At 72.6% G+C, this 14,885-nt stretch carries 14 protein-coding genes; 8 read left to right on the top strand and 6 right to left on the bottom strand.

The window, feature by feature from the left end:
- Window positions 1-49: 49 nt before the first annotated feature.
- Both ACZ7C5_RS14380 and ACZ7C5_RS14375 read right to left on the bottom strand, forming a co-directional pair.
- Window positions 50-2,911: an AfsR/SARP family transcriptional regulator gene (locus ACZ7C5_RS14380; RefSeq protein WP_401083121.1), complete on the bottom strand. Its 2,862-nt coding sequence runs from the start codon at window positions 2,909-2,911 to the stop codon at window positions 50-52.
- A 307-nt stretch (window positions 2,912-3,218) separates the two neighbouring features.
- The gene (locus ACZ7C5_RS14375; protein WP_401083118.1) at window positions 3,219-4,139 is read right to left on the bottom strand and encodes an ATP-grasp domain-containing protein; all 921 of its coding nucleotides are present in this window, start codon (window positions 4,137-4,139) and stop codon (window positions 3,219-3,221) included.
- Window positions 4,140-4,532: 393 nt separating this feature from the next.
- Between ACZ7C5_RS14375 and ACZ7C5_RS14370 the strand changes: the two genes are divergently transcribed.
- Complete coding sequence (locus ACZ7C5_RS14370) at window positions 4,533-4,802, top strand: type II toxin-antitoxin system Phd/YefM family antitoxin (RefSeq protein WP_401083115.1); 270 nt, start codon at window positions 4,533-4,535, stop codon at window positions 4,800-4,802.
- Entirely contained in the window at window positions 4,795-5,058 is a 264-nt protein-coding gene (locus ACZ7C5_RS14365) for a type II toxin-antitoxin system RelE family toxin (protein WP_401083112.1), read from the top strand. The genes ACZ7C5_RS14370 and ACZ7C5_RS14365 overlap by 8 nt, the downstream gene beginning before the upstream one ends.
- A 133-nt stretch (window positions 5,059-5,191) precedes the next feature.
- Here the strand turns inward: ACZ7C5_RS14365 and ychF are convergent, their stop codons facing one another.
- Window positions 5,192-6,265, bottom strand: coding sequence for a redox-regulated ATPase YchF (ychF, locus tag ACZ7C5_RS14360; protein WP_401083109.1), 1,074 nt, complete (start codon window positions 6,263-6,265; stop codon window positions 5,192-5,194).
- A gap of 406 nt (window positions 6,266-6,671) precedes the next feature.
- On the opposite strand from ychF, the gene ACZ7C5_RS14355 reads away from it, so the two are divergent.
- The gene (locus tag ACZ7C5_RS14355) at window positions 6,672-7,154 is read left to right on the top strand and encodes a DUF6542 domain-containing protein (protein ID WP_401083106.1); all 483 of its coding nucleotides are present in this window, start codon (window positions 6,672-6,674) and stop codon (window positions 7,152-7,154) included.
- Between the two features lie 40 nt (window positions 7,155-7,194).
- On the opposite strand, the gene ppgK is transcribed toward ACZ7C5_RS14355, so the two are convergent.
- Both ppgK and ACZ7C5_RS14345 read right to left on the bottom strand, forming a co-directional pair.
- Window positions 7,195-7,941 carry a polyphosphate--glucose phosphotransferase gene (gene ppgK / locus ACZ7C5_RS14350; protein ID WP_401083104.1) on the bottom strand — a complete coding sequence of 249 codons (747 nt, stop codon included), beginning with the start codon at window positions 7,939-7,941 and terminating at the stop codon, window positions 7,195-7,197.
- A 149-nt stretch (window positions 7,942-8,090) separates the two neighbouring features.
- Window positions 8,091-9,065 carry a 4-hydroxy-3-methylbut-2-enyl diphosphate reductase gene (locus ACZ7C5_RS14345; protein ID WP_401083101.1) on the bottom strand — a complete coding sequence of 325 codons (975 nt, stop codon included), beginning with the start codon at window positions 9,063-9,065 and terminating at the stop codon, window positions 8,091-8,093.
- A 110-nt stretch (window positions 9,066-9,175) separates the two neighbouring features.
- Between ACZ7C5_RS14345 and ACZ7C5_RS14340 the strand changes: the two genes are divergently transcribed.
- The 4 genes from ACZ7C5_RS14340 (at window position 9,176) to ACZ7C5_RS14325 (ending at window position 12,920) form a co-directional block, all read left to right on the top strand.
- Complete coding sequence (locus tag ACZ7C5_RS14340; RefSeq protein WP_401083098.1) at window positions 9,176-10,576, top strand: APC family permease; 1,401 nt, start codon at window positions 9,176-9,178, stop codon at window positions 10,574-10,576.
- A gap of 86 nt (window positions 10,577-10,662) precedes the next feature.
- Entirely contained in the window at window positions 10,663-11,874 is a 1,212-nt protein-coding gene (xseA, locus tag ACZ7C5_RS14335) for an exodeoxyribonuclease VII large subunit (protein ID WP_470322679.1), read from the top strand.
- Window positions 11,875-11,927: 53 nt separating this feature from the next.
- Entirely contained in the window at window positions 11,928-12,188 is a 261-nt protein-coding gene (locus ACZ7C5_RS14330) for an exodeoxyribonuclease VII small subunit (protein WP_401083091.1), read from the top strand.
- 129 nt (window positions 12,189-12,317) lie between these two features.
- Entirely contained in the window at window positions 12,318-12,920 is a 603-nt protein-coding gene (locus ACZ7C5_RS14325; protein WP_401083088.1) for a malonic semialdehyde reductase, read from the top strand.
- Between the two features lie 98 nt (window positions 12,921-13,018).
- Here the strand turns inward: ACZ7C5_RS14325 and ACZ7C5_RS14320 are convergent, their stop codons facing one another.
- Window positions 13,019-13,555 (bottom strand): DUF4245 domain-containing protein, encoded by a 537-nt coding sequence (locus ACZ7C5_RS14320; RefSeq protein ID WP_401083085.1) that lies wholly within the window; start codon window positions 13,553-13,555, stop codon window positions 13,019-13,021.
- A gap of 214 nt (window positions 13,556-13,769) precedes the next feature.
- On the opposite strand from ACZ7C5_RS14320, the gene glpX reads away from it, so the two are divergent.
- Window positions 13,770-14,810 carry a class II fructose-bisphosphatase gene (gene glpX, locus ACZ7C5_RS14315; protein WP_188296149.1) on the top strand — a complete coding sequence of 347 codons (1,041 nt, stop codon included), beginning with the start codon at window positions 13,770-13,772 and terminating at the stop codon, window positions 14,808-14,810.
- Window positions 14,811-14,885 lie beyond the last annotated feature (75 nt).

The following is a 14,885-nucleotide window of genomic DNA, read 5'->3' as shown; positions in this document are numbered from 1 at the left end:
CGTCCCCGCCGTGCCGTCCTCCGCCCCGGGCCGCCCGCCCCGCGGCCCCTCACCGCGCGGTCTCCTGCACCCCCATCAGCGAGAAGAGGCGGCCCGCCGCCGCCCGGTGCTTCCTGGCCGCGTGCCGGTCCCCCTGGGCGTCGGCGGTCCTGGCGAGGTCCCACAGCGCGCTCGCCTCGTCGTGGCGCAGCTCCATGCGGCAGGCGATCTCGTAGGCCAGGAGCTGCTGGGCCCGCGCCGCGCTCAGGTCGCCGTGCGCGTACAGGGCGCGCCCGGCCGAGAGGTGGACGGTGGCACGGTGGATGTCGTCGGTGCAGCGGGTGGCCTCGGCGAGCGCGTGGGTGGCACTGCTCGCCGCCTCCTCCAGCAGGCCCATGCACACCAGCACGTCCGTCCTGCGGGCGAGGACCAGCGGCAGCACGGAGGGCATGCTCATCCGCCGGCACCGCTCCAGCGCCGCGTCGGCCCGGGCGAGCGCCTCGTCGTAGCGGCCCAGGCCCTCGATCGCCTGCGAGAGGTTGCTCAGCGCGTCCACGGAGAGCTGGATCTCCTGGATCGAGTCGAAGATGGCCACCGCCCGCTCCGCCGAGTCCGCCGCCTCCTCGAACCGCCCGAGCCGCACCTGGATGAGGCTCAGGGTGCTCAGCGACGAACCGTCGAGCCGGGTGAAGCCGAGTTCCTGGGCGGCGAGGTTGGCCTCCTCGCTCAGCCGGAGCGCCCGGTCCAGCTCCCCCAGGCTGTTGTACGCCTGCCCCAGCCGCGCCTTGCACTCCGCCTCGCTGTGCGCGTCCGCCATCAGCTGGGACAGGTCCACCGCCTCCTCCAGCCGGGCCACGGCCTCCCGCAGCTGGCCCAGCCGCCACTTGCCCATGGCCAGGTTCATGAGGTTCAGCCGGGTCAGCGGCCGGTCCCCGAGCTTCCGCGAGGCGCTCACCCCCTTCTCCAGCGCCGCGTTCGCCTGGGCGTCGTAGCCGCGGATGCTCGAATGGAAGCCCAGCTCGCGCGGCAGCCGCGCGGCGTGCCAGAACAGCCCCCTGTCGTACGCGGCGTCGACGGCCAGCAGCAGGCTGTCGCGGTGCTGGTCGAGCCACTGGAGCGCCGCCTCCTTGTCGGCGTACCGGTGGCCCCCGGCGTCCTCGCCGGTGTCCCCGAAGCGGCGCCGCCCGGGGAAGAGCACGTCGCACGCGTTCTCCGCCCGGTGCAGGTAGTGGTCCAGCAGCCGCCGCACCGCCTGGGCGTCCTCCGGCGCCTTCTGGCTCTGCGCCACCCGGTGCACGAAGCTGCGCACCAGGTCGTGCAGGGCGTACGCCCCCGGCTCCCTGGCCTCCAGCAGCCGTACGTCCACCAGCTCTTCCAGCACGTTCTCGGCCGTCATCGGGTCGGTGTCCAGCAGCGCGGCGGCCTCGTCGGCGTCCAGGTAGCGCCCGGGGTGGTGTCCCAGGAGCCGGAAGGCCGTCCGCTGCTCCTGGGGCATGGACTGGTACGACAGCAGCAGCGCGCCCGCGACCCCCCGGCCCTCGCTGGCGAGTTCGTCCAGGCGCCGCTCGTGGTCCCGCAGCCGGTCGACGAGCCGCTGGACGGTCCAGCGCGGGCGGTTCGCCAGCCGGGCGGCGGCGATCCTGACCGCCAGCGGAAGCCCCCCGCACAGCCGCACCAGCTCGCGGGCCGCCTCCGGCTCCCGCTCCACCCGCTCGGCGCCGAGGGTGGTGCGCAGCAGCTGGTGGCTGTCCGGCTCGGGAAGGGCGCCCACGGTGAGCCACTCGGCCCCGTCCAGCCCGGTCAGCCGTGGGCGGCTGGTGATCAGGACCAGGCTGTCGGAGGAGGCCGGGATCAGCGCCCGCACCTGGTCGGAGGCGGCGGCGTTGTCCAGGACCAGGAGCATCCGGCGGCCGTGCATGTAGGACTGCCACAGCGCGGCGCGCCCGGCCGGCACCACGGGTATCTCGCTGCTGGGGATGCCGACGGCGGCCAGCAGGTCCCCCTGGGCGTGGAACGCGCTGAGCGGCGTCTGGCCCGGGGTGAAGCCGTGCAGGTCGACGAAGAGCCGGCCGCACGGGTACTGCTCGGCCAGTTGGTGGGCCGCGTGGATGGCCAGCGCCGTCTTGCCGCCGCCGCCCATGCCGTCGATGGCCAGGACCGTCGGCGAGCCCTCGGGGGCGTGCCCGGCCGCGTCCCGGATCCACTTCAGCTCGGAGGTCCGTCCCGAGAAGTCCGGCACGTCGAACGGCAGCACGTGCGGAGCCTCGGTGGCCGAGTGCCTGGCCCTGGACGCGGAGCGCTCCCGGCGGGAGAGCACCGGGTCCTGGCGCAGGATGCGCTCGTGCAGATCGGTCAGCTCGACGCCGGGGTCGATGCCCAGTTCGTCGGCGAGGTGGTCCCTGGCGCGGGCGAACTCGCTCAGCGCGGCGGCCTGCTGGCCGGAGTGGTAGAGGGCGAGCATCAGCCGGCTGCGCAGGGTCTCGCGCAGCGGGTGCTCGTCCACCAGGGTGCGCAGCTCGCCCGTGATCTCGGAGGCCTCGCCCGCCTCCATGCACAGGTCGTAGAGCTGCTCGGCGGCGGTGAGCCGCTGTTCCTCCAGGGCCGTCGAGGCGGCGTCGACGACGCGTCCGCCGGATCCGGCCAGCACCGGCCCCCGCCAGAGGGCCAGTGCCTCGCGCAGCCGCGCCGCGGCCCGGTCCGCCTCCCCCGCGTCCGAGGACTCCCTGGCCTGCCGCAACAGCCGCTGGTAGCGCAGCAGGTCGAGCTGTCCGGTGTCGACGACCGCGCGGTAGCCGGGCCCGTCGGTGACGATGGTGTCCGGTCCGTACGGGATGAGGCGGCGCAGCTTGGCGACCGTCTTGCGCACCTGGTGCTCGGCGCTGTCCGGCGGCTTCTCGTTCCAGGCGGCCGTCACCAGGCGGGAGATGGGCACGACCCGCCCCGCCTCCAGGAGCAGCACGGCGAGGACGCGCCGTTGCAGGGGCCCGTTGATCGGAACCGGTTCCGATCCGCTGCGGACTTCCAGTGAGCCGAGGACCGCGAATTCCGGTTTGGGACCGGTGGCGCCTCCCATGTCATCCGATGTCCCGGCCTGCACCCGATCCTCCCCCGTAGATGGGACGCACGTCCTCGTGAGAATAGGTCACCTCATGGAGTACATGCACCTGCCATGTTCGACTCCGGCGATCCATTTCCGTGCTTCCCCGCAGCTCCGGGAGGGGTCGAGGCCGCCCGGCGCGCTATTCGGTTGGCCGGATATCGGCGATGAGGTCCTCCCGCGCATTGGAGACCCGCTCCTGGGTGAGTTCCGGGCTATCGCCCTCCACGACGACATAGCCGCGCCGGGCGCGCGGGTCGCCGACGGGGGGGATCAAGTCGCCGACGGCGTACGGGAAGCGGGCTCCGCGAACCCACGGCGTCACGGCGATGTCCTCCGTACCGGTGTACGTCTCCAGCCTGCCCCCGGGCAGCAGGAAGAACCCGATCTCCGCGCACTGCGAGGCACTCGGCACGACCGGGGGTCCGCCCAGGAGGGCCGCGAAGACCGCCGCCTCGAAGTCGAAGCCGCGCGCGATCTCCACGAGCAGCGGGATCCGGTCGGCGGCCAGGTGCGCCCGGCAGGACACGATCCGCGGCCCGTCGGGCAGCAGCGCCACCTGGGTGTGGGCCGGGCCGAAGCGGTACCCGCTCGCCTCCAGCCAGTCCACCGCCGCCGCCTCGATGACCTTGCGCTCGTCGTCGGTCAGCGGCGCCGGGTGGAGGTAGCCCGTCACCAGGAAGTGCGGGCGCCCCGTGGTGCGTTGGGCGGTCACGCCGACGACGTGGTGGTAGCCGTCCACGGTGAGCGTCTCGACGCTCAGCCGGGGAGCCTGCGCGGGGGCCCGTTCGCAGGCCTGGAGCCGCTTGTACGCCTCCGGCGGGTTGGGGGAGAGCCCGAGCCGCCACGCCTCCTCGGCCACCGGCAGGACGGAGTCGCCGTGGCCGCAGTGCAGCAGCGCGTCGATCCCGTGGCGGCGCGTGATCCGCGTGATGGTCTCGCGCAGCCGGTCCTCGTCGGTGAAGTCGGTGAGCAGCAGCTCTTCTGAGCCCTCCTCGATCCGCCGCGCGAAGTCGTCCTCCAGCTGGACCGGGTCCCATATCGACCAGATACGGAACCCCAACTCGGCCCCTCGTCGTACGAGTTGGTGGCTCGGCATCACCAGGAGCAGTCTGGATCGCGAACCCCTCTGGGAGTGTGCACACATACACGCCACTGTGGCCTGCGGTCTTCCCGCCCTGTTCCCCTTCCCTTCCCCACCACCCGGCCCCGCCCGGTGGGCACCCCCGCCCCCGGCCGACCGCCGAGGCGGCGGCAGGCCGTCCGTCCCATGCCGAAGCGGAATGTTCAGCACAGGGCTCTGGCCTGCACAGACGATCCCCTTGAGTGATCACGTCCAGGACCGATGCGGCACCGTCGGGGTTCATCCGACACACCGGGACGTTCGGGGCGAGGCGTCCTGCCACCACGATGAAACTCATTGTGTACACATGGGACACTTGGTACCCTTTGATGCATGACGCAGCCACTGCCCATAGAGTCCGTCCGTGCCGTGCGCGCACACCTGGCGGAGGTGGTGGAGCGCGCGGACCGCGACGACGTGCCCACGGTGATCACCCGGCGAGGCAAGGAGGTCGCCGCCGTCGTCTCCATCGAGATCCTGCGCAAGTACCAGGAATGGGAAGAGCGTGAGATCAACCGGATCATCGACGAGCGCATGGCCAGCCCGGCCCCCGGCATCCCGATCGAGGACATCATGAGGGAGACGCTGGCGCGCAGTGAGTGACTACCGAACCGTCTTCCGCCCTGAGGCGCAGGCCGAGCTTCGGAAGATCCCTCGCGACATGGCGCTGCGCATCCTGGCCAAGCTGACCGAGCTGGAGACCGACCCCCTCGGCTTCAACACCACCGCACTCGTCTCCCAGCCCGAGCGACGCCGCCTGCGCGTCGGCGACTACCGGGTCGTCTACACGATCGACAACGGGGAACTGGTGGTCTGGGTCGTTCACGTGGGCCACCGGTCCACCGTCCACGAGACCTGATCCCACTGCCACACCGTCGGAGAATCCGGCACCCATCCGGCGCGGTGACGACGAAGGGGGCGGACTCGACAGCGTCCGCCCCATTCCGGCCCGCAGGTCCACCGCGTCAGCGACGTGGTGTCACCTCACCCGCTCACACGTTGAAGCGGAACTCGACCACGTCGCCGTCCTGCATGACGTATTCCTTGCCCTCGATCCGGGCCTTGCCCTTGGAGCGGGCCTCGGCGATGGAGCCGGTCTCGACCAGGTCGGCGAAGGAGATCACCTCGGCCTTGATGAAGCCCTTCTGGAAGTCGGTGTGGATGACTCCGGCGGCCTCGGGGGCGGTGGCGCCCTTCCTGATCGTCCAGGCGCGGGTCTCCTTGGGGCCGGCCGTCAGGTAGGTCTGGAGGCCGAGGGTGTCGAAGCCGACCCGGGCGAGGGTGGCCAGGCCAGGCTCCTCCTGGCCCATCGACTGGAGGAGCTCCAGGGCCTCGGCGTCGTCCAGCTCGATCAGCTCGGACTCGATCTTGGCGCTCAGGAAGATCGCCTCGGCCGGGGCCACCAGCTCGCGCTGGGCGTTCTTGAAGTCCTCGTCGGCCAGCTCGTCCTCGTCCACGTTGAAGACGTAGATGAAGGGCTTGGCGGTCAGCAGGTGGAGGTCGCGGATCGGGGCGGTGTCGAAGCCGGCCTCGAAGAGGGTCTTGCCGGTCTCCAGGATCGCCTGCGCGGCCTCGGCGGCGGCCAGCACGGGGGCGGTGTCCTTCTTGAGGCGCGCCTCCTTCTGGAGCCGCGGCAGGACCTTCTCGACGGTCTGGAGGTCGGCCAGGATCAGCTCGGTGTGGATGGTCTCGATGTCGTCCTTGGGCGACACCTTGCCGTCCACGTGCACCACGTCCGGGTCGGTGAAGGCGCGCACGACCTGGCAGATCGCGTCCGACTCGCGGATGTTGGCGAGGAACTTGTTGCCCAGCCCCTCGCCCTCGCTGGCGCCGCGCACGATGCCGGCGATGTCGACGAAGTCGACCGTCGCCGGGAGGATGCGCTGGGAGCCGAAGATCTCGGCGAGCTTGGCCAGCCGCTCGTCCGGGACACCGACCACGCCGACGTTCGGCTCGATGGTGGCGAACGGGTAGTTGGCCGCCAGCACGTCGTTCTTGGTCAGGGCGTTGAACAGGGTCGACTTGCCGACGTTCGGCAGGCCGACGATTCCGATCGTGAGCGACATGAAGCGCAGTCCCGTGGGCTTGGAGGAGTTGGGTCGGCACCGTACGGGCCGACCCCCAAGTCTACGGGCAGCCCCCGCCCCGCCTCACTCCTCGGTCGCCGCGGCCCGGCACGGGCCCGTTGATCATGGTGCGCCGCCCCGGCCGGGCCGGCCGGCCCGCCTGAGTGACGATCACATCACTACTCCGTTCGGAGACACGGGGCAGGACCTGAACGGTCCATTACACAGTGTGGCGATGATCGGACCGTACGTTGGGCGGGTGGAGCAGAGCATCCGTACCCAGCCGCCAGGGCCAAGACGCCGTCCGTCGACCCGCGCGGCCGCAGCCGCCGTCCCAGGCCCAGGCCGGGCTCCCGGGACCGCCGGAGCCCCCGCCGAGTCCTCCCCCGCCTCCCGGCTGCGCCCGGTGGCCGGCCCCTCCGCCGGCCGCCCGCCCGGCCCCCGGCTGCGCCTGCGCCTGCCGCTGCGCGGGCGCGGCGACGAGCAGCCGGACGGGCGGCGGCGCACCGGCCGGCCGACCCGGCTGACGGCCGTCGGCACCGGCGTGGCCGCCGTCCTGGCGACGCTCGCGGTGGCCGGCCTGGACCTGCTGCTGTTCGACGGCCTGGGCTGGCTGTTCGGCCTCGGCTACCTGGTGGTCTGCTTCCAGCTGGCCGTCCGGGTGCGCTACGCCGACCTGCTGGCCGCGCCGATCAGCGGGCCGATCGCCTTCGCCCTCGCCCTGCTGCTGCTCGAACCGGTGAACTCCCCCGGCGTCACCGCCCAGGTGGTCTCGCTCGCGACCGGGCTGGCGCTGCGGGCGGACTGGCTGTTCTCCGGCACCGGGCTGGCCACGCTGATCGTGCTCGCCCGGTTCGTCGCCCAGCGCCGGATCCACCGCTCCCGCTGAGGCCCGTCCCCGCCGGAACCGCCCCAGCCGGGGCCGGCCCTCAGCCCCCCGCCCTGGCCGCCGCCATGGCGGCCCCGACGATGCCCGCGTCGTTGCGCAGCTCCGCCGGCACCACCCGCGCCGCGCGCTCCTTCAGCCGCGGCAGGAACTTCTCGTGCTTGCGGCTCACCCCGCCGCCGATCACGATCAGCCGCGGCGAGAACAGCATCTCCACCAGGTCCAGGTACTCGTCGACCCGCTCGGCCCACTGCTCCCAGTTCAGCCCGTGCCGCTCCTTGGCGGCCGAGGAGGCCCGGCGCTCGGCGTCCTTGCCGCGCAGCTCCAGGTGGCCCAGCTCGGTGTTGGGCACCAGCACGCCGTCCACGAACAGGGCGCTGCCGATGCCGGTGCCGAAGGTGAGCACCAGCACCACGCCCGACTCGCCCCGCCCGGCGCCGTGCGTCAGCTCGGCCAGCCCGGCCGCGTCCGCGTCGTTCAGGACGGTCGCGGGCATCCCCAGCGCCTCCCGGAAGAGGCCCGCGGCGTCCAGGCCGATCCAGCCCTTGTCCACGTTGGCCGCCGTCCTGGTGCGGCCGTCGACCACCACCCCGGGAAAGGTCAGCCCGACCGGGCCCTGGTGGTCGAAGTGGCGGACCACCTCGCACACGGCGGCGACCACGGCCTCGGGGGCGGACGGCTGCGGGGTGAGCACCTTGTGGCGCTCCTCGGCGAGCGTGCCCCTGGCGAGGTCGACCGGCGCGCCCTTGATCCCCGAGCCGCCGATGTCCACGCCGAATACCGCCGTCATCACGTCCACCCTCCGCCGTCGGCCGCGGACCCGCTGGTCCACGGCCCGTGAATTGTCCACAGCCTGTGCACAAAGTTACGAGAGGGCGCCCGCCGACGCACAGCAGAGGGCCCGGTACCCCGCACGGGGGTACCGGGCCCTCCGGAGGATCAGAGCTTGCCCGCCGCCTCGGCGCGCAGGTCGCGGCGCAGCTCCTTGGGCAGCGAGAAGATCAGGTGCTCCTCGGCGGTCTTGACCGTCTCGACCGTGTCGTAGCCGCGCGCGGCCAGGAACTCCAGCACGCCGTCGACCAGGATCTCCGGCACCGAGGCGCCGCTGGTCAGGCCGACCGTGGTGACGCCCTCCAGCCACTCCTCGCTGATCTCCTCGGCGAAGTCCACCAGGTGGGCGGCCTTGGCACCGTACTCCAGGCCGACCTCGACCAGGCGGACGGAGTTGGAGGAGTTCCTGGAGCCGACCACGATCAGCAGGTCGGTCTCGGGGGCCAGCTGCTTGACCGCGACCTGGCGGTTCTGGGTGGCGTAGCAGATGTCGTCGCTGGGCGGGCTGACCAGCCCGGGGAAGCGCTTCTTCAGCTCGCCGACGGTGGCCATGGTCTCGTCCACGGACAGCGTGGTCTGGGACAGCCAGACGACCTTGGACTCGTCCCTGACCTGCACGTTCGCGACGTCCTCGGCACCGTCCACCAGGTGGATCCGGTCCGGCGCCTCGCCCATGGTGCCGACGACCTCCTCGTGGCCCTCGTGGCCCACCAGCAGGATGTCGAAGCCCTCGTCGGCGAAGCGCACGGCCTCCTTGTGCACCTTGGTGACCAGCGGGCAGGTGGCGTCGACGGTGGCGAGCTTGCCGGCCCGCGCCTCGTCGTGGACGGACGGGGCGACGCCGTGCGCGGAGAAGACGACGATCGAGCCCTCGGGCACCTCCTCCGTCTCGTCGACGAAGATCGCGCCCTTCTTCTCCAGGGTCTGCACCACGTACTTGTTGTGGACGATCTGCTTGCGGACGTAGACGGGGGCCCCGTACTGCTCCAGGGCCTTCTCCACGGCGATCACGGCGCGGTCGACTCCCGCGCAGTAGCCCCGGGGGGCGGCGAGCAGGACACGGCGCTGCGCGGTCTTGGACATGGCTCCATCGTACGGGCGGCCACGAGTCGCGCCGCCCCTGGCGGGGAGCCGCGCCGATGGTGGGCGAATTCCATGCAGACCCGGTCAACAGCGCTCAAAATATGGTGTCTATGAGCTCTGTGAGCGAGCAGGTGACGCCGAGCGGCCTGCGCCGCAGCCTGGGCGTCCGCGATCTGATGGTCTACGGACTGCTGTTCATCGCCCCGATGGCCCCGGTCGGCGTGTTCGGCGTGCTGGACGCCAAGAGCCACGGCGCCGTCGCCACGGTGTACCTGGCCGCGACGGTGGCGATGGGCTTCACCGCCTTCTCGTACGCCCAGATGGTCCGCGCGGTGCCGCAGACCGGGTCGGTGTTCGCCTACGCGCGGGCCGGGCTGGGCGAGGGGCCCGGTTTCATCGCCGGCTGGATGGCGATGCTCGACTACCTGCTGATCCCCGCGGTGGCCTACCTGTTCTCCGGGATCGCGCTGAACTCCCTGGTCCCGGACGTCTCGCGCTGGGTGTGGACGGCGCTCGCGGTGGTGGTGACCACCGCGCTCAACCTGGTCGGGGTGCGGACGGCGGCGGCGGTCGGCTTCGCGGTGCTCGCGATGGAGATCCTGGTGCTGGCGGTGTTCGTGGCGGCGGCCGTGGTGGCGCTGGCCCAGGGCGGGGCCCAGCGCGGCTGGGACACCCCGTTCACCGCCGTCGGGGACTTCTCGCTGACCGCGGTGATCTCCGCGGTGTCCGTCGCGGTGCTCTCGTACCTGGGCTTCGACGCGATCGCCACCTTCGTGGAGGAGGCGGTCGGCGCCTCGGCGGCGGTGGCCAGGGCGGTGCTCTGGTGCCTGGCGCTGGCCGGGGTGCTGTTCGTCGCCCAGACCTACCTGGCGGCGCTGCTGGAGCCGACCGGCCCGGAGCAGCTGGCCGCCGACCCGGTGGCGCAGGGCTCGGCCTTCTACGACACCGTGGAGAGCGGCGTCGGGCACTGGCTGCACGTGCTGGTGGCGGCCGGCAAGGCGGTCGGCGCGGCCTTCGCGGCGCTGGCCGGGCAGGCCGCGGCCGGGCGGCTGGTCTACGCGATGGGCCGGGACGGACGGCTGCCGCGCGTCCTCGGCTCGGTCGATCCGGCCAGCGCGGTGCCGCGCCGGGCGCTGCTGGCGGCCGCGGTGATCACCATGGCGGCGGCGGTCTGGGCGGCGAACCGGGACGACGGTCTGGACCAGCTCACCTCGGTGGTGAACGTGGGCGCGCTGACCGCCTTCGCGCTGCTGCACGCCTCGGTGATCGGCTGGTACACGGTGCGGCACGGCTCGCGGCGGTGGCTGCGGCACCTGGTCGTGCCGGTACTGGGGATCGCGGTGATCGGGGCGGTGGTGTACGAGGCCTCGGCCACCGCGCAGATCGTCGGGCTGGTCTGGCTGGCGGTCGGCCTGGTGGTGCTGGCCGTCCAGGGTGCCACCGGCCGGGGCGGTGGCCTGGGCCCCCGGGGCGGCGGCGGTGGCCGGACCGGCGGACGCCGGCAGCCGTAGCCGCGGCCGGGGCGGCGGCGACCGGCGCCGGACCGGAGGCCTCGGCGGTCTCGGCCGTGTCGGCGGACGCCGCTAGCCTCGTACGCATGGCCAACACCAGCTCCCCCGAAGCGCCGCTCCCGGTCGGCAAGGTCTCCGCGCTGATCGGCGGCTGGATCGACCGGCTCGGCGCGGTCTGGGTGGAGGGGCAGATCACCCAGCTCAGCCGCCGTCCGGGGGCGGGTGTGGTGTTCCTGACCCTGCGCGACCCGCAGGCGGACGTGTCCCTCACGGTGACCTGCTTCCGCTCGGTGTTCGACCAGGTCGCGGACGTGGTGCAGGAGGGCGCGCGGATCGTCGTGCACGCCAAGCCGGAGTGGTACGCGGCGCGCGGACAGCTGTCGCTGCGCGCCTCGGAGATCCGGCCGGTGGGCCTGGGCGAGTTGCTGGCCCGGCTGGAGCAGCTGAAGCGGCGGCTGGCCGGGGAGGGCCTGTTCGCGGCTGAGCGCAAGCGGCCGCTGCCGTTCCTGCCACAGTGCGTGGGGCTGGTCACCGGGCGCGACTCGGCGGCCGAGCGGGACGTGCTGGAGAACGCCAGGCGGCGCTGGCCGGCTGTCCGCTTCGAGGTGCGCAACGTCCCGGTGCAGGGGGTCAGCGCGGTGGAGCGGGTGAGTGCGGCCGTGCGGGAGCTGGACGAGCACCCCGGGGTGGACGTGATCATCGTGGCCCGCGGCGGCGGCAGCGTGGAGGACCTGCTGCCGTTCTCGGACGAGGGGCTGGTGCGGCTGGTCGCGGCCGCCCGTACGCCGGTGGTGAGCGCGATCGGGCACGAGCCGGACCAGCCGCTGCTGGACTTCGTCGCCGACCTGCGCGCCTCCACCCCGACCGACGCGGCCAAACGGGTGGTTCCCGACGTCGGCGAGGAGCTGGCCAAGGTCCGCCAGCTGCGGGACCGCGCCCGCCGGCACGTGCTGTCCCGGGTCGAGCGCGAGCAGCACGGGCTGGACGGGCTGCGCAGCCGCCCGTCGCTGGCCGCCCCGCACCGGATGCTGGACGGCCGCGGGCAGGAGGTGGACGGCCTGCTGGAGCGGGCCAGGCGCACCCTGCGGCACCGGCTGGACCACGCCCAGAGCGACCTCGGGCACACCCTGGCCCGGGTGGTCGCGCTCTCCCCCGCGGCCACCCTGGAGCGCGGCTACGCGGTGCTCCAGCGGGCGGACGGCACGGTGGTGACCGACCCGGCGCAGGCCGCTCCCGGCGAGGGGCTGCACGCCAGGGTGGCGGGCGGCGGCTTCGACGTCACCGTGGCGCCCGGGTAGCCGGCGACGCCGGGGGCTGGGGAGTGTCGGCCTGAGCCCCTACGCTGACACCCATGGCAGAGCAGCGGGAACAGCAGGACGCGACGGCGGCACCGAACCCGGACGACGCGCTGGGCTACGAGCACGCCAGGGACGCGCTGCTGGAGGTCGTCCGGCAGCTGGAGACCGGCGGGACGTCGCTGGAGGAGTCGCTGGCCCTGTGGGAGCGCGGCGAGCAGCTGGCCAAGGTGTGCCAGCGCTGGCTGGACGGTGCCCGGGCCCGGCTGGACGCCGCGCTGGCCGCCGAGGAGGACGGGGCCCGGGGCGGCGAGTGACGCCGGGGCGGTGAGTGACGTGGGTCACATCGACTTGGGGAATCGTTGAATATTCACCTATGTTGGTGGAAGTGAACGGCCACGGCCGATCACACCGACGAACCCCAATTCCGCTTGAGGTGCAGAAGCATGACCACCGACGCCCTGGTACTCGACGCCGCCGCTCAGGACCTGCTGTTCCGTGAGGCCCGCACCGCGAACACCTTCACCGACGAGCCCGTCTCCGAGGAGCAGATCCAGGCCATCTACGAGCTGGTGAAGTTCGGCCCGACCGCCTTCAACCAGCAGCCGCTGCGCGTCGTCCTGGTCCGCTCGGCCGAGGGCCGCGAGCGCCTCGTCCAGCACCTGGCGGACGGCAACAAGGCCAAGACCGCCGCCGCCCCGCTGGTCGCCATCCTGGCCGCGGACAACGAGTTCCACGAGGAGCTGCCGACCCAGCTCCCGCACTTCCCGCAGGCCAAGGACATGTTCTTCTCGGAGCGCAGCGTCCGCGAGCAGTCCGCCACGCTGAACGGCGCCCTCCAGGCCGCCTACTTCATCATCGGCGTGCGCGCCGCCGGCCTGGCCGCCGGCCCGATGACCGGCTACGACGCCGCGGGCCTCAACAAGGAGTTCTTCGGCGACGGCGAGCACTCGGTGCTGGCCGTGGTCAACATCGGCAAGCCGGGCGAGGAGGCCTGGTTCCCGCGTTCGCCGCGCCTGGCCTACGACGAGGTCGTCACCACGGTCTGACCCGTCCCGCGCGAAGGGCCCCGCACCGGTTCGTCCGGTGCGGGGCCCTTCGGCGTGCGCGGGAGGAGCGGCGCGGGAGGAGCGGCGCGGGGGCGGGGCTACTTGAGCGCCTGCGCCAGCTCGGCCAGCTCCTCGTAGGAGGCGGTGCCGGTGAGCAGGGTGGTCCCGGAGCCGGTCTGGGCGGCCAGCGCGCGGGCCTTCTCGCCCTGCACCCGGTCCCAGCTGCGGCCGGACACGTCGGAGGTGCCGTCCGGCTTGGCGCCCGTGACGTAGTCGGCCACCAGCGCGTCACGCTTCGCGTCGCTCTGCTCGATCGCCGCGTACTGGCCCGAGGGGGTCACGAAACCGAGGTGCCAGGCGTTGCCCTTGCCGTTGTTCATGTCGGCCGGCCGGTAGCTGACCGAGGTGGCCCGCCACTTGTCCGGCAGCCCCTCGGGGGAGAGCAGCGGATACGGCGCGGCACGCTTGGCCGAGGCCGCCGCCACCTTGTACTCGACCGCGTGCACCGGGTCGCCGCTGGCGTCGTGCGGGAGGAACAGGTATCCGATCCAGACGACGAAACCGACCGCCAGCATCGACAGGACCATGTCCCGTACGGTCTGCCGGCCCCTCATGCCCTTGCTGTCTGCTGCCACCCCCACATGGTGACTCATCCACATCAGGCGACACTCACCAGGGGTGTTCACGCACGGGTGAAACGGAACGAAACGGTGGTTTCCGCCCGGGGCAGCGACCCGCGCCACAGACAGTCATCTCGTGGGCAGATACGATCGCAGGACCCTCACCACGGCGTTCGACCAGGCAGTAGTCGGGCGCTTACTGGCCGTCGCGTACAGAGAGGTAACGACGATGACCGCGCAGTACCCTCACCACCTTCCCAGTGCCCTGGAGGTCGCGCCGGAGGCTCCCGACCGGAACCTCGCGCTCGAACTCGTCAGGGTCACCGAGGCGGCCGCGATGGCCGCCGGCCGGTGGGTCGGACGTGGCGACAAGAACGGCGCGGACGGCGCCGCCGTCAAGGCGATGCGCACCCTCGTCTCGACCGTCTCGATGAACGGCATCGTCGTCATCGGCGAAGGCGAGAAGGACGAAGCCCCGATGCTCTACAACGGCGAGCGGGTCGGCGACGGCACCGGCGCCGAGTGCGACGTCGCGGTGGACCCGGTGGACGGCACCACGCTGACCGCCAAGGGCATGAACAACGCGGTGGCCGTGCTGGCCGTCGCCGACCGCGGCACCATGTTCGACCCCAGCGCCGTGTTCTACATGGACAAGCTGGTGGCCGGCCCCGAGGCGGCCGAGTTCGTCGACATCACCGCCCCGCCGGCGGTCAACATCCGCAGGGTCGCCAAGGCCAAGGGCAGCGCCGTCGAGGACGTCACCGTCGTCGTGCTCGACCGCCCGCGCCACGACAGCCTGGTCCGGGAGATCCGCGAGGCGGGCGCCCGGATCAAGTTCATCTCGGACGGCGACGTGGCCGGCGCCATCATGGCCGCCCGCGAGGGCACCGGCGTCGACCTGCTGATGGGCGTCGGCGGCACCCCCGAGGGCATCATCGCGGCCTGCGCGATGAAGTGCATGGGCGGCGTCATCCAGGGCCGGCTGTGGCCCAAGGACGACGCCGAGCGGCAGAAGGCCCTGGACGCCGGCCACGACCTGGACCGGGTGCTCACCACCGACGACCTGGTCAGCGGCGAGAACGTGTTCTTCGTCGCCACCGGCATCACCGACGGCGAGCTGCTGCGCGGCGTGCACTACCGCTCGGAGACCGCCACCACCAGCTCGCTGGTGATGCGCTCCAAGAGCGGCACGATCCGCGAGATCAACTCCACCCACAAGCTCTCGAAGCTGCGGGCGTACAGCGCGATCGACTTCGACCGCGCCAACTGAGGCCCGGAAGAACGCGCTTCGCGGCCCCGGCGGAATCCCCCTCCGCCGGGGCCGCGGCGCGTCCTCCGTCCCCTC

It is taken from the genome of Kitasatospora sp. NPDC036993 (assembly GCF_055607525.1).
The sequence above is the reverse complement of the archived record's forward strand: the minus strand, read 5'-3'. Positions and strand labels throughout refer to the sequence as shown.